At 32.8% G+C, this 26,177-nt stretch carries 23 protein-coding genes; 19 read left to right on the top strand and 4 right to left on the bottom strand.

Annotated elements, in window-relative coordinates; genetic code table 11:
• Nucleotides 1–290 precede the first annotated feature (290 nt).
• The gene (locus EV145_RS22335; protein WP_166638403.1) at nucleotides 291–437 is read right to left on the bottom strand and encodes a hypothetical protein; all 147 of its coding nucleotides are present in this window, start codon (nucleotides 435–437) and stop codon (nucleotides 291–293) included.
• Nucleotides 438–804: 367 nt separating this feature from the next.
• On the opposite strand from EV145_RS22335, the gene EV145_RS03550 reads away from it, so the two are divergent.
• The 4 genes from EV145_RS03550 (at nucleotide 805) to EV145_RS03535 (ending at nucleotide 3,360) form a co-directional block, all read left to right on the top strand.
• Nucleotides 805–1,335: an RNA polymerase sigma factor gene (locus EV145_RS03550; RefSeq protein ID WP_133523859.1), complete on the top strand. Its 531-nt coding sequence runs from the start codon at nucleotides 805–807 to the stop codon at nucleotides 1,333–1,335.
• The gene (locus EV145_RS03545) at nucleotides 1,335–2,123 is read left to right on the top strand and encodes an anti-sigma factor domain-containing protein (protein WP_133523858.1); all 789 of its coding nucleotides are present in this window, start codon (nucleotides 1,335–1,337) and stop codon (nucleotides 2,121–2,123) included. The genes EV145_RS03550 and EV145_RS03545 overlap by 1 nt, the downstream gene beginning before the upstream one ends.
• A gap of 90 nt (nucleotides 2,124–2,213) precedes the next feature.
• The gene (locus tag EV145_RS03540) at nucleotides 2,214–2,597 is read left to right on the top strand and encodes a DoxX family protein (protein ID WP_133523857.1); all 384 of its coding nucleotides are present in this window, start codon (nucleotides 2,214–2,216) and stop codon (nucleotides 2,595–2,597) included.
• Between the two features lie 28 nt (nucleotides 2,598–2,625).
• Nucleotides 2,626–3,360 (top strand): DUF3667 domain-containing protein, encoded by a 735-nt coding sequence (locus EV145_RS03535; protein WP_166638402.1) that lies wholly within the window; start codon nucleotides 2,626–2,628, stop codon nucleotides 3,358–3,360.
• Between the two features lie 83 nt (nucleotides 3,361–3,443).
• On the opposite strand, the gene ccsA is transcribed toward EV145_RS03535, so the two are convergent.
• Nucleotides 3,444–6,662, bottom strand: coding sequence for a cytochrome c biogenesis protein (gene ccsA / locus EV145_RS03530; RefSeq protein ID WP_133523855.1), 3,219 nt, complete (start codon nucleotides 6,660–6,662; stop codon nucleotides 3,444–3,446).
• 314 nt (nucleotides 6,663–6,976) lie between these two features.
• On the opposite strand from ccsA, the gene EV145_RS03525 reads away from it, so the two are divergent.
• From EV145_RS03525 to EV145_RS03455, 15 genes are all read left to right on the top strand, one after another.
• A complete protein-coding gene (locus tag EV145_RS03525; RefSeq protein WP_133523854.1) occupies nucleotides 6,977–8,662 on the top strand; it encodes a glycoside hydrolase family 28 protein in 1,686 nt (561 codons plus the stop codon).
• Nucleotides 8,663–8,840: 178 nt separating this feature from the next.
• Nucleotides 8,841–9,602, top strand: a complete 762-nt coding sequence (locus EV145_RS03520; protein WP_133523853.1) for a Rossmann-like and DUF2520 domain-containing protein — start codon at nucleotides 8,841–8,843, stop codon at nucleotides 9,600–9,602.
• Nucleotides 9,586–10,113: a KdsC family phosphatase gene (locus EV145_RS03515; RefSeq protein ID WP_133523852.1), complete on the top strand. Its 528-nt coding sequence runs from the start codon at nucleotides 9,586–9,588 to the stop codon at nucleotides 10,111–10,113. Before EV145_RS03520 ends, EV145_RS03515 begins: the two co-directional genes overlap by 17 nt.
• Before the next feature lie 61 nt (nucleotides 10,114–10,174).
• A complete protein-coding gene (locus EV145_RS03510; RefSeq protein ID WP_133523851.1) occupies nucleotides 10,175–11,101 on the top strand; it encodes a geranylgeranylglycerol-phosphate geranylgeranyltransferase in 927 nt (308 codons plus the stop codon).
• Entirely contained in the window at nucleotides 11,094–11,678 is a 585-nt protein-coding gene (locus EV145_RS03505) for a Maf-like protein (RefSeq protein WP_133523850.1), read from the top strand. The genes EV145_RS03510 and EV145_RS03505 overlap by 8 nt, the downstream gene beginning before the upstream one ends.
• 11 nt (nucleotides 11,679–11,689) lie before the next feature.
• The gene (locus EV145_RS03500; protein ID WP_133523849.1) at nucleotides 11,690–12,220 is read left to right on the top strand and encodes a mechanosensitive ion channel domain-containing protein; all 531 of its coding nucleotides are present in this window, start codon (nucleotides 11,690–11,692) and stop codon (nucleotides 12,218–12,220) included.
• A 109-nt stretch (nucleotides 12,221–12,329) separates the two neighbouring features.
• Nucleotides 12,330–13,430: an AI-2E family transporter gene (locus EV145_RS03495; protein ID WP_133523848.1), complete on the top strand. Its 1,101-nt coding sequence runs from the start codon at nucleotides 12,330–12,332 to the stop codon at nucleotides 13,428–13,430.
• 40 nt (nucleotides 13,431–13,470) lie between these two features.
• Nucleotides 13,471–15,294: a hypothetical protein gene (locus EV145_RS03490; RefSeq protein WP_133523847.1), complete on the top strand. Its 1,824-nt coding sequence runs from the start codon at nucleotides 13,471–13,473 to the stop codon at nucleotides 15,292–15,294.
• Nucleotides 15,295–15,490: 196 nt separating this feature from the next.
• Complete coding sequence (locus EV145_RS03485) at nucleotides 15,491–16,000, top strand: hypothetical protein (RefSeq protein WP_133523846.1); 510 nt, start codon at nucleotides 15,491–15,493, stop codon at nucleotides 15,998–16,000.
• Between the two features lie 203 nt (nucleotides 16,001–16,203).
• Nucleotides 16,204–17,829, top strand: a complete 1,626-nt coding sequence (locus EV145_RS03480) for a hypothetical protein (protein WP_133523845.1) — start codon at nucleotides 16,204–16,206, stop codon at nucleotides 17,827–17,829.
• A 215-nt stretch (nucleotides 17,830–18,044) separates the two neighbouring features.
• Nucleotides 18,045–20,570: a PIG-L family deacetylase gene (locus EV145_RS03475; RefSeq protein WP_133523844.1), complete on the top strand. Its 2,526-nt coding sequence runs from the start codon at nucleotides 18,045–18,047 to the stop codon at nucleotides 20,568–20,570.
• 123 nt (nucleotides 20,571–20,693) lie between these two features.
• Nucleotides 20,694–22,430, top strand: coding sequence for a sodium:solute symporter (locus EV145_RS03470; protein ID WP_133523843.1), 1,737 nt, complete (start codon nucleotides 20,694–20,696; stop codon nucleotides 22,428–22,430).
• A gap of 7 nt (nucleotides 22,431–22,437) precedes the next feature.
• A complete protein-coding gene (locus EV145_RS03465) occupies nucleotides 22,438–22,776 on the top strand; it encodes a DUF805 domain-containing protein (protein ID WP_133523842.1) in 339 nt (112 codons plus the stop codon).
• 207 nt (nucleotides 22,777–22,983) lie between these two features.
• The gene (locus EV145_RS03460; RefSeq protein WP_133523841.1) at nucleotides 22,984–23,586 is read left to right on the top strand and encodes a hypothetical protein; all 603 of its coding nucleotides are present in this window, start codon (nucleotides 22,984–22,986) and stop codon (nucleotides 23,584–23,586) included.
• A gap of 34 nt (nucleotides 23,587–23,620) precedes the next feature.
• Complete coding sequence (locus EV145_RS03455; protein ID WP_133523840.1) at nucleotides 23,621–24,250, top strand: MCP four helix bundle domain-containing protein; 630 nt, start codon at nucleotides 23,621–23,623, stop codon at nucleotides 24,248–24,250.
• 251 nt (nucleotides 24,251–24,501) lie between these two features.
• Here EV145_RS03455 and EV145_RS03450 read toward each other — a convergent pair whose 3' ends face one another.
• Both EV145_RS03450 and EV145_RS03445 read right to left on the bottom strand, forming a co-directional pair.
• On the bottom strand, nucleotides 24,502–25,344 hold the full coding sequence (locus EV145_RS03450) for a DUF2911 domain-containing protein (protein ID WP_133523839.1): 843 nt from the start codon (nucleotides 25,342–25,344) through the stop codon (nucleotides 24,502–24,504).
• A 70-nt stretch (nucleotides 25,345–25,414) separates the two neighbouring features.
• On the bottom strand, nucleotides 25,415–26,077 hold the full coding sequence (locus EV145_RS03445) for an HAD family hydrolase (RefSeq protein ID WP_133523838.1): 663 nt from the start codon (nucleotides 26,075–26,077) through the stop codon (nucleotides 25,415–25,417).
• Nucleotides 26,078–26,177 lie beyond the last annotated feature (100 nt).

The following is a 26,177-nucleotide window of genomic DNA, read 5'->3' as shown; positions in this document are numbered from 1 at the left end:
CCCCCATACAAACAAATCAAACCATGAATTAATTATTATGCCTTATTGCGTTTTCATAAATTAAAGTGAGACCTTGTAAAAGAGTTTCTTCTTTGTTTCTGGACTCGATATTGTGTTATTGTATTTATTTAAATTATAGTTGATGCCTCTCGGTTTTATTGAAAATTAATTTTAACCCTAATTCGTATTTTCATCTGATATTTTTAATGGCGTGTATGGATTCTTTAACTCTTTATAAATTGAAAATACGGTATAAATAAATTTTCTTTTTGGAAGTCCGAGGACACCAACTATGAAATCATCTTAATAGTGTCAATCGAAATCTCAGAATGCATCATCTGAGTAGCTTTTCTAAAATCATTTTTGATGAAATTCATAAATGCTAAAACTCCTGTTAGAGCAACAATCAATATTTTTAAAATATTTATCTTATTCATGACACTATTTTTTATTTATTGAGATTTTATTTACGTTTTTTAACGCTGCTGAAATTTATTTTTCTTCATAGATTTTACAATTTTCAGAAAGCTGCATTTCAAATTTCCTGCTTAAATCAAGGGTTTTTGCTATTATAATGCCCTGTGATTTTCTTTTATAATAGCATTTACGTAATTGGATTGTGTTTGGTTTTAAAAAAATGAAAAAAAAATAAAAAAAAGTTGGATTTTTTTTCAAACCCTTATGTAACCTAGGTTTTTGCCTGTTAAAAAAATTATAATTTTCACAAAAAAATAAATTATCTTTATCTCAGGTAATAAAATAGTGTCAAATTAATTATTTGTTTAAGCTTTAAAATCCAAATCTATGAGTCAAGAAGAATTGTTAGTTTTAATTTACAAAAAAGACGAAAGAGCTTTTACCCATCTGTACGATATGTACTCGAAAAGTTTGTTTTCGGTCATTAATGTGCTAATCAAAAATCGTGAAGAAGCCGAAGATGTTTTACAAGAAGTTTTTGTAAAAATCTGGAAAAACATTGATTCGTATAACGAAAGCAAAGGCCGATTTTACACCTGGATCCTTAATATTGCTAGAAATACTTCTATTGATACTTTAAGATCTAAAAATTTTAATAACAGTCAAAAAAACCTTTCCTCCGATAATTTCGTAAATCTGTTAGATGACAGTAATAAACTTGTCAATAAAATTGATACAATTGGTATTCAAGAATTTGTAAAAAAACTGAAACCCAAATGTATTGAAATTCTTGACCTGCTATTTTTTAAAGGATATACCCAACAAGAAGCTTCAGAAGAATTGGCAATGCCACTGGGAACTATCAAGACACAAAACAGAAACTGTATTAACGATTTAAGAAATTATCTAAAAATATAATGGAAGCACAAGAGTATATTGAATCAGGAATTTTAGAACTATATGTTTATGGTTTATTAACCGAAACGGAGAATTTGGAAATTGCCGAAGCGGCCAAGAAAAGTCCAGAAATGGAACAGGAAATTATTTCTATAGAAAAAGCTATTGTTGCTTTATCGTCAAGCTTCTCTCCTTTCCATTCTGTCGCTAATTTTGAAAAAATTAAAGCAAGATTAGAACTTAAACATGGTAAAGTAGTCGACATGAAACCAGCCTCAAACTGGTCGCAATATGTTGGCTGGGCTGCAGCAGTACTTTTATTGCTTGGCTTAGGATATCAAACTTTAGAATTGACAAAGACAAAACAGGCAATTGCTACTGTTGGAACTGAAAAAAGCAAAATTGAACGAGATTATGCTTACTTAGGACAGCAAAATAAAGAAATTGAAAAAAGTTTGACGATTGTAAGAGATATTAAAAACACTGGTGTAACGCTTGGCGGTCAAGCGGTTTCTCCAACATCTTTTGCAAAAGTGTATTGGAACAAAGACACTAAAACAACTTATATTGATGCCGCTGGTCTGCCAAAACCTCCAAAAGGAATGGTTTATCAAGTTTGGGCATTAAAATTAAGTCCGGTACTTACGCCAACAAGTATTGGTTTATTGAGTGATTTTGAAGGAAATTCACAAAAAATATTTGCTGTTGACCGCACAAATGAAGCAGAAGCTTTTGGGATTACACTTGAGCCTGCTGGCGGAAGTTTAACACCAACAATGACACAACTATATACTTTAGGAAAAGTTTAAAACTGACCTTATATAGAAATTCAAAACGCATATTAATTTATTTAATGTGCGTTTTTTTATTATTTTTAATTACTTATTAAAAAACAAATCATGAACGGAAATTTACTATTAAGAATTACAGTAGCCATTATTCTTCTCACACACTCCGTTTTCGGGATGTTTAATAACGGTATTAATGATTTCGGGAATTTATTTTTAAACCAAATTGGTTTTGCCCCTTTTGGAGTTTTTCTGGCTTGGAGCATTAAATTATCGCATGTTATCGCCGCAATACTTTTACTTATTAACAAATATGTCAAGCTGGCCGGCTTCGTAACCATTTTTGTATTGATTATGGGAATCATCATGGTACATTTTAAAGAAGGATGGTTTGTTGTAGGCGGAGGAAGAAATGGCGTTGAATATAACTTTTTATTAATTGCAGTATTATTAGCAATTATGTTTCCTGATGGAATTAAAAGTAAAGTTGAGTAAAAATTATTCAAGTAAAATACATGAAAAAATGGAAATAATCTGCAAAAATTGTCATCAGCATTATAGTGGTCATTATTGTAACAACTGCGGACAGCCTGCTGATACACATAAAATTAATGCCCACTTTTTATGGCATGATATTCAACACGGATTATTGCATTTCGATGCCGGAATTCCCTATACTCTAAAACAATTATTAACCAGACCTGGCCATTCTATAAGAGATTTTATTGAGGGAAAGCGCGTCAAGCATTTTAAACCTTTGTCATTAGTGGCAGTTCTTGGAGCATTATATAGTTTCCTGTATCATTACTTCCATATTGATTTATTTCCTAAGACTGGTGATCCAGAATTAGATTTGCACGATTTCGGTGAATGGATTGCTACTCATTTTGCGTGGACTACTATTGCCACAATACCAATCTACACTGTTGGAACTTATATTGTATTTAGAAAACAAGGTTATAATTTTTTTGAACTTTTTGTCCTCAATACATTTAAAGCCTCACAAAGAATTTTTGCTCAAATTTTATCATTTCCAATATTAATATATCTAAATAATATGCACCATGCTGAACGATTCTCTACTATAACTTATTTGACAGGAATGGTATTAATATTTTGGACGAATATTCAATTTTTCAATAAATTATCAAAAGCAAAAGCTTTCTTCTTAACTATATTAAGCCATATCATATTTTGGATTTGCTTTTTACTACTAACTGCAATTGTACTAGTTTTTATGGGAAAACTGCCATCCTAACTTTTTTAATTGACTTATATAAAAAAGAGGTTCAGTAAAAAACTGAACCTCTTTTTTTTGTGAATTAATAATAACCGTGATAATTATTTTTTCTTCACTTTTTTACTTTTATAGTATTTTCTATACTTCGGATAAGTTACAGCTCCAATTAGGGCAATTGTTCCCATTGAGTAATAAACCCAATTTAAAGAATGCGCTTCTCCGCTTGCATAAGAGTGTAAACCAACTAAGTGGAAATTTACTCCATAATATGTAAATAAAATCGAAATAAACGCAAACATAGTCATTAAATTGAAGAACCATTTTCCGCGTAAAGCTGGTACAAAACGAGCGTGAATTACAAAAGCATAAATCATGATCGAGATTAAAGCCCAAGTTTCTTTTGGATCCCATCCCCAGTAACGTCCCCAGCTTTCATTTGCCCATTGTCCGCCTAAGAAGTTTCCAATAGTCAGCATGATCAAACCAATAGTTACTGCCATTTCATTGATATAAGTAATCTCTTTAATGTTCAATTCCATTTTAGCTTTGTTTTTCTCAGTTGTAAAGAAAATCAATACTAATGCTACAAAACCTAAAATCATTCCTAATGCAGTCGGACCATAACTAGCTACAATAACCGCAACGTGAATCATTAACCAATATGAATTAAGAACCGGCTGTAAGTTTGCAATTTCTGGATCAATCCAATTCATGTATGCCGCCATTAAAATCATAGACGTAACGAAAGCAGATGAAGCTACCGTTAATTTTGATTTTCTGTCAAAAGCCAATCCAAAGAACATCGTTGACCAAGCCACATATACAATTGCCTCATAAGCGTTACTCCAGGGTGCATGCCCAGAAATGTACCATCTTGCAATTAATCCTAAAGTATGAAGTACAAATAAAAGTCCAATAATTACATGGAAAACATTTACTGTAACTCGCAACCATTTTTTCTCAAAGAAGATATTTACGATCGTAAAAATAAACATAAATATCGCTGCTGTAATATACCAATACGATAGTTTTTGAAAAACATCATATTTGTTATAAGCAATCTCAGCATCAATTTTTTGTTCGCTTGGTCTTACTTTAGCGCCAAATTTCTTTTGGAAACCATTGATGCTTTCTACCAGTTGATCAGCCGTATCCCAGTTTTTAGAAATAGAACCATTGTTCAAAGCGCTGAAATACAAAGGCAGAATTTGTTTTACATACGTTGAATCCATTCCTTTAAAACCGCTGTTTTCACGTTCCAAGAAAGAAACCCATTTATTGTTTGGATCATTTGGAACAGGAAAAATTTTCAAAATGCTGCCGCTTAAAGCAGATTCCATTAAGTTTACTTTTTTATCTGTTTCAATAAAATCTTTCTCAAACTGATTTGGATTTCCTGCTTTATAAGCATCATCTAAATAAGGTGACAATTTATAATTTCCGTTTTCATCGAAAAATTTTACAAATGGAGCATATTGTGCGTCTTTTTCGATTCCAATAATTTTACGGATACTGTCATTTCCCATCTTAATATAAATAAGCGGAATCTGTATCCAAACCTGAGCGTATTGCGTCATCGACAAAAATACCTGATCAGAATTCATTCCGTTATACTTATCACTGTGACTAACTTTTCTAAGTAATTCAGATGAAAATGTATTAATTGGTTTCATTCTTCCACCAGCATCCTGAATAATCAAACGACCAAATTTAGCGGCATGAGCTTCTGGAGCTTTATAAATTGTAAGCAATGAATCCAACTGCTTTTGGCTTGGCGGTGCCACTACGTGATTTGCGTGATCGTTTGGATCTGCAGTATGGTTATGATCATGTTCGTGCGAATGAACATGAGGATTTTGTTGTGCAAAACCGCTCAAACCAATCATTAAAACAAGAATCGTAATCAGTTTTTCCTTTTTCTTTTTTACTGTATCAAGCTTGCGTTTCAAATCGGCAAAACGAGAATGTTTTGTAAACATAATCGCCATCAAACCAAAGAAAAGCATAAAATAGCCTAAGTAAGTAATCGAAGTTCCCCAAAAATCGTGATTTACAGATAATACAGTTCCTTTTTCATCTGGATCAAATGACGATTGGAAAAAACGATATCCTTTATGATCTAAAACGTGATTCATATATATATCTGCGTCAAAAGTTTCTGCAGAATCCTGAACCGTCACCTTACTTTCAAATGACGAATAACTTTTCTCTGTTCCAGGATATTTCGTTGCAATAAAATCATTTAATCGTACTTTAAAAGGCAAAATATAAGCTTTGCTTCCGTAAAATAAACTGTATTCAATTTTACCAATTTTAACCGTTTGAGGCTCGCCAATGCTTCCTTTAGACCCCATTAAACGAACTTCTTTTTCTTGACCATCAGCTTTAATTTTTACTACCAAAGCATCAGTATGCGATTTAGCTTTAAAATCTTTATTTGACTCATAATCAACAACTCCTTTTACAGCAGGATCTGGAAAAACGATACGAATATCTCCAATACTATACAAAGAACGCATCATTAAAGGCTGTACATTATCTTTTGTAACAGTCCCTTTAAATTTGTCGGCCATTCTCATGAACTCTCCTTCAAATGGCGTTTGGATCGTATACTTTTCTCCTTTCGTATTAATATTTATTGCGCCGTCAGTTTGTTTATTTAAAGCAAATAAAACATTGTGAATATTTTGAACTTCACCTTCTTTTAAGTAATGTTCCTCACGACCACCCGCTCCGGCTTCTACTAATTTTAAATAAAGAGTTCCTTTAGGGTCTGGTTTTATAATTTCTTTTGCCCCCATGATGTAGTTCACATAACTAACCTCAAAAGGAGTTTCGTCAAATTTTCCTGAAAGTGTAAAATCATTATTCGTAACCGGTGAAAGCAGAAGGCTTTTATCAAAAACTCTTCTTCTCGGCTGACCTTTATATTCTCCGTCAGCAAAAACCGTAATAAATGTTTTATCCGAATAAATTTGATTTTCTGCTGCGCCTTCGCGAATTGGCATCATTCCTTCATAACTGATATAACGTGTAATAAAAGCTCCTAAAATGATAAAAACAAAGGCTATGTGAAGTAAAAAAGTAGCCCATTTTTCTTTTTTAAGTAATTGATAACGTTTGATGTTACCGAAGAAATTTAGCATAAAAACTGCCATTATAGCTTCAAACCACCAAGTATTATAGATTAAAATTCGGGCAGTATCGGTGTTGTATTTACTTTCGATAAAAGTTCCAACACCCATTGCAATTGCGAATGTTAAAAAAAGAACGGCCATTAAGCGTGTAGAAAACAAAAAAGAGAATATTTTTTTATCCATTTTTGAGGAATTACATTGTATAAAAGTGCCACAAAAGTACTTAAAAATGTTGAGTTCCAATATTTGTGATTTGTTAATAAAAACTAAAAAAAGAGGCTTTTATATAATGAATTGTAAATTTGAAATAGGTTAATTACTACAAATCCCTTATACTTAATAATTTCTTTGATTATTGATATTTTTTCATAGTTTTGTGTAATCGATTACATTTTGAATTTATCTGTTTTTGAAGTTCCGATTCTTTATTTCCGCAAAAAAAAGAACTAAAATTAACTATTTGAGCTATTAACTATCTCTTTATAAAATAATTAAAAATGAAAACCAAAACAATCAACTTTGTCATTTCTTTTGCACTTTTACTGTGTGGACTTCCATACACAACTATTGCGCAGAATTCAAAATCGAGTACTTTATACAGTGATATTGAATTTAAAATGTCGAAAGTAAAAGAGCCAATAATTCCGAAAAACAGTGTTAATATAAAAGATTTTGGTGCAGTAAACGGCGGCTATGTTCTAAATACAAAGGCTTTCGCCGATGCTATAGAAGCTGTTACAAAAAAAGGTGGAGGAAAAGTAATCATCCCTCCAGGAATTTGGCTTACAGGTCCGATTATCTTGAAAAGCAATATCGAACTTCATGCTGAAACAGGCGCTTTGATTAAATTTTCGCCTGATAAAAGCTTGTATCCAATTGTAGAAACCAGTTTTGAAGGTTTAAATACGTGGCGATGCATCTCTCCTATTTATGGCAAAAATCTTGAAAATGTTGCCTTTACCGGAAATGGTGTTTGGGATGGTTCAGGTGAAGTTTGGAGACAAGTAAAAAAGAGCAAATTAACCGACAGTCAATGGAAGAAATTTGTGGCTTCGGGCGGCGTTTTAAATGAGAAGAAAGACAGTTGGTATCCATCTGAAACTTTTATGAAAGCTTCTGTTGGAGCTGATCAAAACGTTCGTCTTGATTTAAAAACAAAAGAACAGTTTGAAGAAATTCATGATTTTCTTCGTCCGGTAATGGTAAGCATTCAAAACAGCAAAAGAGTACTTTTTGACGGTCCGGTTTTTCAAAATTCGCCAGCTTGGAACATTCATCCTTTAATGATTGAAGATTTAATTGTTCGAAATGTTACTGTTCGCAATCCTTGGTATTCTCAAAACGGAGACGGTCTTGATGTGGAATCATGTAAAAATGTTTTGATCGAAAATTCAAGTTTTGATGTGGGCGACGATGCTATTTGCATAAAATCTGGAAAAGATAAAGACGGGCGTGATCGTGGAATTCCGTGCGAAAATATCATTGTAAAAAACAATATTGTTTATCATGGTCATGGCGGCGTAACCGTGGGAAGTGAAATGTCTGGCGGTGTAAAAAACCTTCATGTTTCGAATTGCACTTTTATGGGAACTGATGTTGGTCTTCGCTTTAAAAGTACGCGCGGACGTGGCGGTATTGTTGAGAATATTTTTATTTCGAATATTTATATGACGGACATTCCATCTCAGGCAATTTCGTTTGATTTATACTATGGAGGAAAATCTATTGCTGAAACATTGGCTGAAGGCGGAACGAAAGTAGAAAACAAAATGATGCCTGTAAATATAGAAACGCCACAATTCAAGAATATTTCGATTAAAAACATTACGATTGCCGGAGCTTATCAAGCAGTATTTTTACAAGGATTGCCAGAAATGAATCTTGAAAATATCGAAATTTCAAACTTAACAGCAAAAGCTGAAAACGGGTTCTCAATAATTGACGCAAACGGAATTAAAATCAGTAATGTGAAATTAGACATTCAGAAACCAGCTGTTTTCGAAATTTTTAATGGAAAAAATATGTCTTTCAAAAATATTGAATTCAATTCTAAATCAGAAAAAGCCATTTCGATTAATGGTGAAGTGAGCCAGAATATAGAATTTGTTTCAAATCCAAATTTTGATATATCTAAAAAGATTTCCGTTGGAGAAACTGTTCCCAAAGGAGCTGTGAAATTCTAAATACATAAAAACCAATATCCTAAAACCCGCTTTCTATAATTTTGAAATTAATTTATAGAAAGCGGGTTTTTAATTTGATCTTCATACAAAGGTTCTTTCCAACCAAAATTGAGTTTATATGAATGACAAACGAATTAAACCAAACTACATTTAAAAAAAATAATGTTAATTTTGTGCTATGATTCAAGTATCAATAATTGGTTCCGGAAATGTTGCACAGCATTTAATCAAAGCTTTCGCGAAAAATGAAGCGGTCGAAATCGTACAAGTATTTTCGAGAAAAAAGGAAACTTTAGCTTCTTTAGTTGAATATGATAAAATTGTAAGCGATTTTGAAGAACTAATCGAAGCCGATTTATACATTGTCGCCGTTTCTGACAATGCAATTTTAGAGGTTTCACAGAAACTGCCTTTTCAAAATAGAATTGTGGTTCATACTTCTGGCGCGGCTTCGCTTGATGCTCTTGATGCTAAAAACAGAAAGGGCGTTTTTTATCCGCTACAGACATTTTCAAAAAGCAAAGAGGTAGATTTCTCTACAATTCCAATGTGCCTGGAAGCCGAAAATACTTTTGATTTTCGAATTTTAGAAACCGCAGCCAAGAGCATTTCAAACAATGTTTTTGCAATTAATTCGGATCAAAGAAAAGCACTTCACGCAGCAGCAGTTTTTGTAAATAACTTCACCAATCATTTGTACCAAATTGGTCAGGAAATTTGCAATGAACACCAAGTTCCTTTTGAAGTTTTAAAACCCTTGATTAAAGAGACCGCTGAAAAAATCAACGCTTTGGATCCAGTTGATGCCCAAACAGGCCCGGCAAAACGTCATGATTCAACCACAATTCAAGCACATTTGGATTTTTTGACAAATGAAAATCAAAAAAATATTTATAAAATTCTAACACAATCTATACAAAATAATGGCAAAAAGTTATAAAGAAATAATGAATGACATCACAACATTTGTTTTTGATGTTGATGGCGTACTGACAGACAGTTCTGTTTTTGTAACCAATGAAGGAGAAATGCTTCGCACAATGAATATTCGTGACGGTTACGCAATGAAAGCAGCAATTGAAAGCGGTTACAATGTTTGTATTATTTCTGGCGGAAGCAATGAAGGCGTTCGTATTCGTTTGAATAATTTGGGAATTGCAGATGTTCATTTAGGTACTCCTGATAAAGTAAAAACATTTAAAGAATACACTGACAGTAACAATATAAACCCAGAACAAGTGTTGTATATGGGTGATGATATTCCTGATTTTCATGTTATGAAATTAGTTGGATTACCAAGTTGTCCTCAAGATGCAAGTCCTGAAATTAAAAATATTTGCCGTTATATTTCGCACGTAAAAGGCGGGCGTGGCGCCGCGCGTGATGTAATTGAGCAAGTAATGAAAGTGCAAGGAAAATGGATGGAATATTTTAATGGAAAACACGATTAATTAGTTATAAATTGTAAAAAACTTAGTCCCTCAGAATCTTAGCCACTTAGAACCTCAAAAAATGAAATATCTAAAACTCGTTCGGTATCAAAACTTACTTATGCTTGCATTTATGCAGGTTTTATTTCGTTATGCCTTTTTAAAACAGCAAAATATTCCGCTTGCATTGTCCGACTGGCAATATGCATTGTTAGTTTTAAGCACTGTTTTATTGGCTGCTGCCGGATATGTCATTAACGACATTTTTGATGTTGCAACAGATTCGATTAATAAACCAAATAATGTTATTATTGGCAAAGGAATTTCTGAAACCCGCGCCTACAATATTTATATAGGACTCAATATTACCGGAGTTGCTATTGGTTTTTATTTATCAAATGTTATTTTGAGGCCAAGTTTTGCAACTATTTTCATTTTAATTGCTTCATTGCTTTATTTTTATTCTACAAGCTTAAAGCAAATCATGATTTTGGGCAATTTTATTGTAGCACTTTTATTAGCGCTAAGTGTTATTATAATTGGTGTTTTTGATTTGTTTCCCGCAACTAATGCCGAAAATCAAGCGCAAATGGCTAGCCTTTTTTCCATTTTGATTGACTACGCACTGTTTGCTTTTATGATCAATTTTATTAGAGAAATAGTTAAAGATATTGAAGATGTAAATGGCGATTACAATCAAGGAATGAACACTTTGCCAATTGCAATTGGAATCAACAGAGCTGCAAAAATAGCTTTAGGATTTGCAATTATTCCATTTATATTGTCCTTGCTTTATATCAATACTTATTTCATGGAAAATAAGCTTTTTATTGCCACCCTATATGGTTTTGCTTTTGTTCTTGCACCTTTGTTATATTTTATTGTGAAAATATTTAGTGCAAAATCTCAAAAAGAATTTCATCATTTAAGTACGGTTTTAAAACTGATTTTGCTTTTCGGAATTTTGTCAATTCTTGTGATTACTCTTAATATCAAGTACAATGCTTAAAGAAAAACTAAAAAAATATACTTTAATTCTGGCTTCAGGATCTCCAAGAAGACAGCAATTTTTTAAAGATCTGGATCTTGATTTCGAAATTCGATTAAAAGATATTGAAGAAATTTATCCGGCTGAATTAAGAGCTGTTGAAATAACTGATTTTTTAGCCGAATTAAAAGCGAGTGCATTTGAAGGCGAATTAAAAGAAAATGAAATCTTAGTGACCAGCGACACTATTGTTTGGCATCAAAATAAAGCTTTAGGAAAACCTAAAAACGCCGAAGAAGCTTTTGAAATGATCAAATCAATGTCCGACGATACGCACGAAGTTATAACATCCGTTTGTTTTAAAACCAATGTTTCTTCAACGCTTTTGCATGATGTTACAAAAGTTACTTTTAACAAACTCTCAGACGAAGCCATCTTATATTATATCGACAATTACAAACCTTATGATAAAGCTGGAGCTTATGGTATTCAGGAATGGTTTGGCTTTATGGCTGTAGCAAAAGTTGAAGGCTCTTATACCAATGTCATGGGACTTCCAACAGCTAAAGTTTACGAATATTTGAGTACATTAGTATAAAATTCACTCTTATGTTTTCTTTTAAAGAATATAGCCAAGAAATAATTACGACACTAGTACTGCTTCTTACTCTAATAGCGTTGCGGGTTATTGTTGCAAAATTAATTAGGCGCTATGCCAGCAGCAGTCAGTTATTAGAGCACAGAACAAATCTAGTCATCAAATATATTCACTTGTTAATGAATATATTGGTCACCATTAGTCTGATCGTAATTTGGGGCGTTGAAACCAAAGATATATTTTTTACTGTATCTTCAATAGCGACTGTAATTGGTGTCGCAATGTTTGCTCAATGGTCAATTCTGAGCAATATTACTTCTGGAATGATTTTGTTTTTTTCATTCCCGTTCAAGATTGGAGACACTATAAAAATTCACGACAAAGACTTCCCTATTGAAGCTGAAATTGAAGATATCAGCGCTTTTCATGTCAATTTAAGAACCAAAGAAGGCGAGCGAATTATTTTCCCAAACAATCTTTTACTGCAAAAAGGTATCTCTATTATGCCTGTCCAGTATGAAGACAAAGAGTTTTTTGATTAATTTTTGAATGGAAATTTTATAAACTAAAGACAAAAAGGTAAAACACAATTACGATTATTAAATGTAATATTTGTTATACCAATTTAGTTTATCTAATATTCCATTAAAAATGACTCAGCCATTAAAATTGCCATTTTATGCAAAGCTTGCCTGCATATTAATAACTCTAATTTCGTTCGCTTACATATTTTGTATCGCAAAAGATGTAATTACACCAGTTCTAATGGCTTTTCTATTTGCCGTATTACTGTTGCCTATTTTTACCTTTTTTAATTCCAGATTAAAATTTCCGAGACATTTGGCAGCAATAATTTGTGTACTGTCTTTTGCGGCATTTATTGTCGGAATCTTGGTTTTTATTTCCTACGAAGTCACAGATATGGCAAATGACTTTGATACCATCAAGAAAAATGCAAATGCCTTTATATCAGACATACACAAATTTGTCAAAGAGAAATTTCATGTCAGCATTGGCGAACAGAAAAAATACTTGGACACAGTAACTAAAGATTCAGTCAAAAATGGAAACGCAACAATTGGTTCGGCTATTCTCTCTATGACAGATTTGCTTCTGGACTGCACTATAATACCAATTTACACTTTTTTGTTTTTAATTTATAAAGATCATTTTATTCTCTTTCTAGCAAAATTAATCAATAAGGAAAATCATATCATACTTAAAAATATCTTGTCACAAATAAAAGTTTCCATCAACAATTACATTGTGAGTTTAATTTTAGAAATGATTGTCGTGTCTGTATTGACAAGCTTAGGACTTTGGATTATTGGTGTCAAATATTTTATTTTATTAGGACTTATAACAGGACTTTTGAATCTTATTCCGTATATTGGAATATTAATTGCTGGAATAATAACTGTTTTAGCTTCTTTGACCGGATCTGGTGAAACTTCAATTATTCTCGGAATCTTAATTGTAAATGTTATTGTACAGCTTATAGATAATAATTTATTGGTTCCTTTAATTATTAATTCAAAAGTCGAAATCAACGCCTTTGTTTCTATTATGGGGATAATTGTTGGCGGTGCTGCAGCTGGAATTTCGGGAATGTTTTTAGCAATTCCGCTTTTAGCAATTCTAAAAATAATTTTTGACCGAATCGAATCTTTGGAAGCTTGGGGTTATGTTATGGGAAATCATGTACCCAGAAAATTTACATGGAGAATTAGAAGATCTAAAATTATCGACTAAAAAAATAAACCTCTTCAAAAAAATTCAAAAAATGTCTCCGATGTCTGTGAACAAAAAAATAATCGTTTTTATTTTACTTTGCTTTTGTCTGCAAAGCACATACGGGCAAACTGATAAAACAAAAAACAATACTCCAAAAAAAGACAGTACTGACGTTTATAATAAGATTAGAAATTATTCAAAAAAAAATAATTTCACTAAAACACTGCACAAACTCCTTTTTAGAACCACTAAACCTAGAAAGAAAGACGATTTGCTTATTCCAAGTGATACGGCAAATTACAATGGCAAAATCATTAGAAAAATAAACATCGTTACATTGGATCCTTTTGGGCATTCTGTTGTAGATACCACGCAAGTTCCGAAGAATTGGGGTGAAAGAACGGGAAATAGGCTTCATTTAAAAACAAAAAAAATTGCCATTTACAATTTGCTTTTATTTAAAAGAAATAGCGTTTACGATAGTTATAAAATTCAGGAAACAGAACGTTTGATAAGAGCGCAAAAGTATGTTACTGCAGTTCGAGTAACCCATCAATTAGTAGCGTCTGATTCTGTGGATGTTACCATCAGAGTTTTAGATTCCTGGAGTACCATTCCTCGGTTTTCGATTTCGAGCAATCAAGTTTCTGTTGGATTCAAAGAGAAAGATTTCTTTGGAACAGGACAACAGTTAGAATATCGTTTCACAAATCGTTTTGATGATGGTGCAAACGGAAATGATGTTACCTACACGATTCCTAATATTAAAAATACCTACATAGGAACTACGCTGAATTACAAAATGGATCTCGACAATAATTATACTAAAAGTATAAACATTGAGCGTTTGTTCTACTCGCCTTTAACCAAATGGGCCGGCGGAATTTATGTAGGGCAGAATTTTAGAAAAGATACTTTACAGGCTCCTGATATGTCATATGCTTATCAGCCTTTTAAATATAATTTTCAAGATTTTTGGGCGGGTAAAGCTTCAAAAGTTTTTGAAGATGATGATAAAGGAATTACCAATTTAATTGTATCAGGACGTTTCCTGAATGTAAACTACAGCGAAACACCAACTGAACTTTACGATCCAACTAATTTTTATTCGGACCAAAAACTCATTTTATCAGGAATTGGACTGAACACTCGTAAATTTATTAAAGACAATTATATTTTTAGAAACGGTCAGACCGAAGACGTTCCCATTGGCCGGATTTATGGTGTTACTTTAGGTACTCAATATAAAAATCAAATGTGGAGACCTTATGTTGGTGGTCGGTTTTCTTTTGGAAATTATTACAGGCTCGGGTTTCTTAGTGCAAATTTTGAAGCAGGAACCTTTTTTCATGACTCAAAAACTTATGAAACAGCATTTTCAATAGAAACCAATTATTTTACTAAACTCTACAGCATTGGAACTTGGAAATTGAGGCAATTTATAAATCCAAAAATAGTTATTGGCGTCAATCGCGAAGATATTATAGGTGATCAGTTAAATATAAATGAACAAAATGGCCTAGCCGGTTTCGACAGCGCGATTTATGGAACCAATAAAATGGTTTTATCATTGCAGACGCAAACTTACTCGCCAAATTCGCTTTTAGGTTTTCGTCTAAATCCGTTTTTTAATTATTCAGTTGCAGTTTTAGGAAGTCCAAATAATGCAATGTCTCATAATAAAGCGTATTCAAAATTTACACTTGGAGTAATCGTCAGCAATGATTATTTGGTTTTCAGTTCTTTTCAATTATCATTGTCATACTACCCTAGTATTCCTTTTGAAGGAGATAATGTTTTCAAAACCAATACCTTTGAGACTACAGACTTTGGATTAATGAATTTTGAGTTGGCAAAACCAAGAATTGTAGATTACAAATAGTCAAAAAATATTTTTATTTTTTTTATCTTTTTTAAACTTCACTAAACATTTTAATTATCAATGAATTACCAATACCGTAGCATCCTGACACTCGTTTAACTGCTAATTTTATCCGACGAAATGCATTTGGTTTTTATTTTTGGCACAGTATATGAATATTACTAAGCAAGAGTAACATTAAAAAACTTTAGAAAAAATGAAAACACTAAAAATAGCAATCGCCGGATTATTTCTTTTGGTTGCAAATGCCACACAAGCTCAAGTATCGATTAATGTTAATATTGGAACACCACCAGCTTGGGGACCTGCAGGATATTCTGAAATGGAATATTACTATTTGCCAGACATTGAAGCCTATTATGATGTACGAGCTTCTCAGTTTATTTATTTTGGAGGCGGAAGATGGGTTCGAACAACTTATTTGCCAAGACAATACAGAAACTATGATTTATATGGAGGTTATAAAGTAGTCTTAACAGATTATCACGGACGAACACCTTATACGTATTTTGATCGTCACAGAGTAAAATACTATAAAGGATACCACGGAGCGCCTCAAAGACCATACAGAGCAAGACCCGTTTACGGATACAATGATCGTCACGACCACAAAGATTATAAACATTATGATAAAAAACATCATGATAAACATGACCGACATGATCACGATGACCATGATGACCATCGTGGCCACGGCAGAAGATAATTACTAAATAACTAGTAATCAACACAAAAGAGTATCAATAATATTGATACTCTTTTTTTATGCACGCATAGTATTATTGATTAATGTTAATTTATTGCATAATGTTCAAAAATTATATCTAAATCAATTATATTCATGACAAATACCTTATTTTAATACAAATACACCTTATATTTGCACAATAATTTAAAAACCAAAGGATTATGAGAAAAAGCGTTTATTTGTTTTCATTTTTAGCAATGTCACTTTTTACTTTTTGCGACAATAATGATGATAGCTCTAATGGCCAAGCAGTTGAAAACGGAATTACCATCAATAATGATGCAGTTTCTTTAAACAAAAGACTTGATTATACAAATTCTGGAGTGTTATCAATTACTAATGTTTCAACAGCAAAATCATTAAATAGCGCTCAATCAGGAAGCGAATTGCCTTTGGTTCAAATTGCCGAAGTAAATCCGCCAACAGACAGTAATGGAAGAACTTTACAAGCAAATCATGTTGCTGTAAACGGAAACTATGCTTATGTAGCGTATACAATGATGGGTGATGCTTATTCTGGAGCAATTGACGTTATTGATGTTACAGATCCTTATAAGCCAAAATTGCTTACATCAGCATTAATTGCTAATACAGATATTACGTCGCTTACCTACGCTAACGGAAATTTAATTATTGCTGGAGCAAAAGATATTGATAAAGATGCGTCTTTAACTCACCCTGCAATTGTAATTAATATGCAGTTAAGTTCTGGAATGCTTACTGATAAATATACAGTAACTAAACTTGAAAGTAAAGTAACTACTGATGTTGCCGCAAGCGCATCATCTTATTTTGCGGTTTCTGGTGATACAGGAAGTTTGTTCAAAATAAGCAATTCTTCTAAAGAAGTAACTTCAAAAGTTGCGGTTCAAGATTTGCGTACAGTTGCGATAAGCGTTGACAAAATTGTTACTTTAAGCGGAACAAAAGGTGTAAACATCTATAATGAATCATCTCTTGCACTTCAAAAATCATTTGCAACAAGCAGTGATGTAAGTGCTGCAAAAAGAACAGTTGATTTTGACGGTACAAAGTTATTAGTATCTGAAGGATATAATGGTTTAGGAGTTTATGATATCAACAGCGGTTCTAAATTACAAACAATTGGATTAGCTGCTGCTGGTGGGGATAATGTAACAAATGCAGTTTCTGTAAACGATGGTTATACATTTGTTGCAAACGGTGCAGCTGGATTAAATGTTTACAAATCTGGAACTACACTTGGTTTAGTTGGAACTGTTGGAATTACAGGTTCATCAAACTATGTAAAATCTAGCGGAAATTATATTTATGTTGCGAGCGGAAAAGGCGGTTTGAAAATTATTAAGATGGAAAAACCAAATACAACTTTCGCTAATTGCTCTTCATATGGAACTTACAATCAAGGAAAAGATTTGATTTTGAACTCTAACGAAGTAAAATCTTATAACGGTTCAACAGCTCTTAACTCTATTATTGTTAATTCTGGAGGAGTTCTAACACACTGTGGATCAATTTCTGTTCAAAATACTTTGATTTTAAACAGTGGAGGAACTTTTAATATGACTGGAACTTTGGCTCAAGGTAAATACCAACAATCAAACCCAACAGAACTTATTATCAATAGTAATGCTTTATTGCAAATTGAAGGTTCAGTAGTAATTTGGGGAGACCTTAGATTAAACAGCGGTGCAAAAATTAATTTTATTGGAAACAATTCGTCTATTACAATTTACGGAAAAGTGACTAAAAATAGTGGCGTTACTATCACAGGAACGTACAACGACACAGAAAACAAATTGAAATAATTTTTTCTGTAATCCTAAGAAATACCACCTGATTTAATTCGTTAAATCAATTCTTTAAAAAAAATGCCGTCAGAGATCATCTGATGGCATTTTTTTTGTGGAGTAGTTTTTCTTAAAAAAGGAAATCAATAACCAAACATTAACAATTCATTTAAATAGTCTTCAAAAATATAATTACTATTTTTGATGCACTTTCAAAAACACCAGACGACGCTATGCGAAAAATTCAGTTACTGATTATTTTATTAACAGGTATTTCATTTTCATTTGCACAACAGCCACAAAAACCAAGTTCTGTAGAGATTTATAATCAAATCAAAAAGTTAAACTTTTTAGGTTCCGTTTTATATGTTGCAGCGCATCCTGATGACGAAAACACTCGCTTAATTTCTTATATGGCAAACGAAATGAATGCACGAACTGGATATTTGTCATTGACCCGAGGTGATGGAGGACAAAATTTAATTGGTCCGCAGCTTCGTGAATTATTAGGTGTGATAAGAACTCAGGAATTAATTGAAGCCCGAAAAATTGACGGTGGAGAACAATTTTTTTCGCGTGCGAATGATTTTGGTTTTTCAAAAAATCCAAGTGAAACTTTAGAAATCTGGGATAAAGACAAAGTTCTTGCAGATGTTGTTTGGACGATCAGAAAATTTCAGCCGGATGTAATCATAAACCGATTTGATCACCGTTCGCCAGGTACCACCCACGGTCATCATACATCATCGGCTATGCTGAGTGTTGAAAGTTTTAAATTGACTAATGATCCAAAAGTATATTCGGAACAATTAAAATATGTTGCGCCTTGGCAAGTAAAACGCCAGTTTTTTAATCCATCATGGTGGTTTTATGGAAGCCAGGAAAAATTTGAAGCAGCCAATAAATCAAAATTTACAAAACTAGAAACTGGAGTTTATTATACCGGAATTGGGAAATCAAATCAAGAAATTGCTGCTTTAAGCCGAAGCCGTCATCAGTCACAAGGTTTTGGAAGCACCGGCGCTCGCGGTGAAGAAACTGAATATTTGGAACTTATTAATGGTGAAACTCCAACAGAAAGAGATAATTTATTTGACGGAATTGATACTTCTTGGAACCGTGTAAAAAACGGAAAACCAATTGGTGATCTAATTTCAAAAATCATCTCAAAATACGATTTCAGCAATCCCTCGGCAAGTATACCAGATTTGGTAAAAGCTTACACAATGATTGAAGCTTTAGATGATGATCATTGGAAACCATTAAAAGCCAATGCAATTAAAAACATTATAGCATCATGCTCTGGCTTATATCTTGAAGCTGTTGCTAGCGAACAGGAAGCGACACCCGGAAGTACAATTAGACTTAGTCTCGAAGCAATTAACAGATGTGCTGTTGAAATGCAATTAAACAGTGTTACCACTTTACCAGACAACAAAACAACAGTTCAAAATATCCTTTTAAAAAATAATAACGATCAAAAAATCAGCCTTCAATTACAGCTTCCTAACACAATTGAATATACACAACCGTATTGGCTGAAAGAAAAGGTAACTGTTGGAATGTACACGGTTTCGAATCAAGAAAACATTGGAATTCCAGATATTATCAGAGAAGTTAAAGTTGTCTTTAACGTAAAAATAAATGGTGTTGAAATCCCGTTTGAGCGTACCGTTGTTTATAAATACAATGACGGGGTGAAAGGCGAAATGTATAATTTTCTTGATATTGTGCCTGAGATCACGACTTCGATCTTAGAAAAAGTATTGATTTTTAAAGATACCAAAAGCAAAATGATTCCGGTAAAAGTTCGTGCCGGAAAAGACGGAATAAAAGGTAATCTTCAATTAGAATTGCCAAAAAGCTGGGTAATTTCACCAAAAGAAATTCCGTTTGCTTTAGATAAAAAAGGAAATGAACAGACTTTTTATTTTGAAGTAACGCCTCCGGTAAATCCAGAAGAAGCTGTAGTGAAAGCTATTGCAACCGCAGACAACAAACGTTTTGACAAAGACGAAACGATTATCGAATACAGTCATATTACAAAACAAATGGTCTTAAAACCAGCTGAATCAAAATGCATTAGAATTGATTTAAAAACATCTGGCGACGCCATTGCCTATATTATGGGCGCTGGTGATGAAGTTCCTGAAAGTTTAGCACAAATGGGATATAGAGTTACTATTTTGAAGCCGGAAGAAATTACACCAGAGCGTTTAGATTCTTTCAGTACCGTCATTACGGGAATCCGTGCTTACAACACCGTAAATGCTTTAGCCAACAAGCAAAAAATACTTTTTGATTTTGTAAAAGGTGGCAAAAATATGATTGTACAATACAACACCTATGGCAAAATGGTAACGGATCAAATTGCGCCATATCCGCTAAAAGTATCCAATGACCGTGTGACCGAAGAAAATGCTAAAATCACGTTCTTAGCACCAAATCATCCGGTTTTAAATACGCCAAATAAAATTTCTGAAAAAGATTTTCAAGGCTGGACTCAGGAACAAGGATTGTATTATCCAGATCAGTATGATGCTGCCTTCACTCCTATCATATCATCTCATGATAAAGGTGAATCTCCTAAAGATGGCGCTTTGTTAGTAGCTCCGTACGGAAAAGGATACTATATTTACACTGGTTTAAGCTTTTTTAGAGAATTGCCAGAAGGTGTAGCCGGCGCATACCGATTATTGTCGAATATTATTTCGCTGAAACAGCCAATAGAAGCTCCTAAACAAGAATTTAAGCAATAAAACATTCGTAAAATGGAAGCCAAAAAAACAAAAAAATGGAAAAAAAGCTACACCTATGTTTTGGTGGCTAATGCTATTTATATTCTTATTTTCTTCTTAATCATGCAATTATATTCATAACCTATGCAACTATTTGATTGGATCGTACTTATTGTTACACTTTTATTCATTGTTGGATATGGTTCTTGGAAAACCAAAGGGAGTAAAAATGTTGAAGATTTCATTTTAGGAAACAACGAAACGCCTTGGTACACCGTAGGGCTTTCGGTAATGGCAACTCAGGCAAGTGCTATTACTTTTCTATCGACGCCCGGACAGGCTTATCATGACGGAATGGGTTTTGTCCAGTTTTATTTTGGATTGCCAATTGCAATGATTGTTATTTGTATAACGTTTATTCCTCTTTATCATAAAAATAAAGTTTTTACTGCTTATGAATTTCTAGAAAAACGATTTGATGTAAAAACACGTTCTCTCGCTGCGGTCCTATTTTTGGTTCAGAGAGGTTTAGGAACTGGACTTACGATTTATGCCCCAGCGATTATTTTATCGGCATTATTGGGGTGGAACTTAACGATAATGAACATTATTATTGGTGTTCTGGTAATTATTTATACGTTTTCTGGCGGAACAAAAGCCGTTAACGTTACGCAGAAACAGCAAATGTTTGTGATTATTTCAGGGATGTTTATTACCTTCTTCTTGATTTTGCATTACCTTCCAAACGATATGACTTTTACAAGCGCAATGCATATTGCAGGTGCAAACGACAAGATGAATATTGTAGATTTTTCATTTGATCCAGAAGAAAAATATACATTCTGGAGCGGAATTACCGGTGGTTTTTTCTTGGCACTGTCTTACTTTGGAACAGATCAGTCGCAAGTTGGGCGCTATTTATCTGGAAAATCGGTGAAGGAGAGTCAGATGGGATTAATCATGAACGGACTTTTAAAAGTGCCAATGCAGTTTTTTATTTTATTGACTGGAGTTATGGTTTTTGTTTTCTTCCAATTCAATCCAGTGCCTCTAAATTTCAATCCGAATAATAAAATTGTCATTGAAAAATCAGCTTTTAAAGAGGAATATCATACGCTGGAAAAGAAACTTGACAAACTTTCTGAAGACAAAAAAGTAATCAACTTGCTTTATATCGATCAGTTAAATCAGGATTATGACAATCCGATTTTAAGAAAAGAATTAGTTGCTTTATCAAACAAAGAAAAAGATTTGCGTGACAAGGCAAAAGAAATTATTTCTAAAGCCGACAGCAACAGCGAAACAAATGATAAAGATTATGTTTTTTTTCACTTCATTCTGCATTATTTACCAAAAGGACTTATTGGTTTACTTCTAGCTGTAATTATTTCTGCCGCCATGTCATCAACTGCTTCAGGATTAAATGCATTGGCTTCTACAACAGCAATTGATATTTACAAACGAAATGTAAAAGGCGAAAAATCAGAAAAACATTATTTGATGGCAACGAAGTTTTTCACGCTTTTCTGGGGAATTGTGGCAATTCTTTTTGCGTGTGTAGGAACTTTATTCGAAAACTTGATTCAGCTTGTAAATATTATCGGTTCTATATTTTATGGAACGGTTTTAGGAATATTTCTGGTTGGTTTTTACTTAAAACGTGTTCAGGCAAAACCAATGTTTTACAGTGCATTAATAAGCCAGCTTACTATATTTATCATTTATTATTTCATGATTTATATTTACCCAAGCGATCAAGAAAAATTAGGCTATTTATGGCTGAATTTCATTGGAGCAAATCTTACGATTGTACTATCATTGTTACTGCAGTTTTTATTTTTTAGAGGAAAGCCGGATGCAGATAAAGTGATTGTAGAATAAAATCGAGATGAAATATTTCAGAAATGCCATTTTCTTTTATGCTTCCTTTTCTGAAAAATCAGGAAGAATTGAATATGGACTTTATGCCTTTTTTACAATTTTGCTACACGCCTTGGCTTTGCATTTGCATCGTACAATTGATTTGAATAATGAAACTATTTTGCATTTCTTTTACTGCTGTTTTATTGTCTTGTTTACATTCGTTCCGATGCAGGCTGTTACCACGAGAAGATTAAGAGATTTAAATGTAAATCCAGCTTTTCTTGTGTTTAATTTTATTCCGGTTTTGAATTTAACTTTCATTGCATTTTTGTTATTTGCTAAAAAAGGTTTAAAAAATAATTAAGTGAATTTAGAACCGAGATGCCCTAGCCCTGATGGAAGCGGCATCCTTTTGTGCCGGGGTTCGGCACAAAAGATATAGCGGACAGCAGGAAACAGCTCCTAAAATTATAATTGCAATATTTCATACTATAAATCTTCTTCATTTGTAAGTAAAAAATACTATTTTAGTAAGTTTAAATACCACCATAAACAAACTAAAAAACTGCAAATGAAAATTTCAGACGATATTCAAAAGTTGCTTCCTTTCGGTTACCTTTTTCTTGTAATAATGGGGATATTAAAAGAGAGTTTTTTCTATTATCAAATAGGAATCAATATTTTGAAGTATTCAACCATCATGGATATTTTAATTAGTCCTATTGCTGAATTTACATCGCACCCAATTATTTTAATTTCAATACTTTCTTTATTTGTTTTTCATTCTTATCTGCCAAAAATTTTAACAAAACACAGCCAGAAAAAATTTGTGCAGAAAGCATTTGAATTGAAGCCAACAGAAGCTATGTCTCAAACTGAAATAAAAACCTATTTTAAAGATGTTTCTATAAAATCTCTTGCAATAGTCCTCTCTTCTTTTTTCCTTTCATACGGAATTGCTGGCGGTTATTTTCTATCACGCGATATTAAAAATAACAAATTAAAATTCCAACATACCCTCAATTTTAACAGCGGTGAATCGCAACAGGTTAGTTTAATTAACAATAACAGTCTTTATTATTTTTATATTACAAAAGGATCAAAAACCATAAAAATAGCCTCGGTTCAAGCAGTAAAAAATATTGAATTTACAAAAAACACAATGATTCCGTAAAAAAGCATTTTCTAATTTTATAAAACGCATCGCCATGAAAGATTTGAAAAAATATAGCAATAAAACGAAAGCTGCATTTATTTTGCTGATTGTGATGCTGATTATTATTTTGAGCAACTTCAATACGCTGCAAAATTCTAAAAAAGTAAACGAAAATATTAATGCGATTTATAACGACCGTCTTGTTGTGGCGCATTATATTTTTCAATATTCGAAAGAACTTCACTTTATAAAATCGGAAGCTGAAAAACTGGATTTGAATGATAATATCAAAAAAGATGAAATTATTCATACACTTGATATCATTCACAATATTGACGAACTATACGCCAAAACGGTTTTAACAAATAAAGAAAAGGAGCATTTTGTTGCTTTCTTGGCTTCTTGTAAAGAAATTAATAGTCAGGTTGAAAATAAAAACTGGGATAAAATTGCCTTTTCAAGCGCTGAAGCTTTAAAAATATTAGAATCTTTATCTCAAATTCAGATTAAAGAAGGAAAAGCAAAACTCGCAGCTGCAAATGCAATGTATAATGACGACAACAGTCTTGGCCAACTTGAAATTGCGTCGCTGATAATTTTGGGCGGTATTACTTTTTATCTGTTGATTGTAAAGAAAATCAAAAGAAATATCAAAATTCCGGAACCGCCTAGTTTGAATTGATTTTTTGTTTCAAAGTTTCAGGTTTCAAAGTTTCAGGTTTCAGGTTTCAAGTTGAAATGAGAATTTAACCGCAAAGTTCGCAAGGATTTGCGCAAAGCTCACAAAGCTTATTTCGTAATGCTTTGCGAACTTTGCGGTATTATTAGGGACTGTTTTTTTTTACTTTGCGTTCTTTGCGGTTAAAAAACTCGCAAAAAAAATCCAAAACTATAAAGCTTTGGATTTTTTAATATTTAGAATTTCAAAACAAATTATCTGCTCCACTCAGCGATACTGTCTTTATTCATTTTTACGTAATCTTGATTATTAGCCGTTTCAGCAGCTGCTAATGAAGCTTTTGCTGTTTCAACTGCTCCTTTTTTATCACCTTGTTTTGCCTGAATAATTGATTTCAGTCTTAAGATATAGTAAGGTTTGTCAGTAACCATATCCAATGATTTGTCAACATATGTTCTTGCAGTATCTATATTTCCATTTGATGAAAATAAGTATTGTGCTGCTGCATAATAATCATTTGATGTTGGTCCAGCCAAAGTTTTTTCGATACTTGCTGTTGCTGTTTTTGCCGTTGGAACCTCAAATTTAAGTGCTACATGAGAATTTTCCCAAGCCATTTCTAAATAAGCAAAATTTGGATCTAAACCATTAATTCCAATTGTGAAAGTCTCAACCGGAGTTGGCAATGCATCTTCTTTTACTGTAGTTCTCAAGGCTACATAAGCATCACTCCAGTTTTCTGGAAGACCCCAGTTGTCCGTTGACAAGTAAAAAATAATCTCCCAACTTTCAATTTTAGGAATTGTATAAATTGAATATTTCCCTTTTTTCAAAGTTTTTCCATCAATTACAACGTCATCACTAAAGTTGATAATTGTATTTTCATTGGCGCCAGTTCTCCATAACTTACCAAACGGAACTAAATTCCCAAAAACCGCTCTGCCTCTCGCACCCGGTCTTGAATACGTTACTTCAACATCAGTTAAACCAACAGTTTGTTTGATATAAGCTTTTGGACTTGCCTGTGGTGTTTTTATCTGTGCTTCTGAAGCAAAAGGCGCTAATAAAATAGCAAATGCAATAAGTATTTTTTTCATTTTAGGTTTTATTTGTTTCTGTTCAAATTTACAAATTCAATTAGCTAACAAATGTTAAATTTAACTTAATTCAGACTACAATCTGTGATATTTTTTGAGCATTTAATTCATTGAAATGATTGATTACTAAATCAGCATCTGAAAGATCTTGCAAATTTGAATTCTGACTTCGATAACCAACACAATAAATTCCTGCAGCTTTTGCCGCTTTTACTCCATTTGTGCTGTCTTCTATAATAATACATTCCTCTTTTGGAGCAATTGACAAAGAAGCTGCATGAAGAAAAATGGCTGGATTTGGTTTTGACTGCGGAAAATCTTCACCACTCACGATATGTGAAAAATACTGATGTAGATTGAATCGAGTAAAAACACGCTCAATGGTAACTTTTGATGCTGATGAAGCCAGAATAATCTGGATTCCGTTGGCATATAAATCCTTAATCAAATCTTCAACTCCATCTAACAAAAACAAATCTGCTTTAGTATCAAAAGCATTATTAAAAATGTTTCTTTTTCTCTGAATTAAATCTTCAACCTCATGTTCAATTACTGGGAAAAATCCTTTCAGTGTCTGAAAAGTATTTCGAGTCGAAAATCCCGTAAACGAAGTGTACATTTCCTCTGAAACTTCAATATTCAATTCTGAAAATTGTTTGTAATAAGCATAACGATGAACGGGTTCTGTGTCGACAATAACGCCGTCCATATCAAAAATTACTGTTTTAATCATTTTTTTTTTAGGTGCTAAGGTTCTAAGGGACTGAGGTTCTAAGTTTTTTTTTAAGTTGCTAAGGTTCCGAGGAACTCAGGTTCTAAGCTTTTAAAAATCT

Source organism: Flavobacterium sp. 245 (assembly GCF_004362055.1).
Lineage (GTDB): Bacteria > Bacteroidota > Bacteroidia > Flavobacteriales > Flavobacteriaceae > Flavobacterium.
The sequence above is the reverse complement of the archived record's forward strand: the minus strand, read 5'-3'. Positions and strand labels throughout refer to the sequence as shown.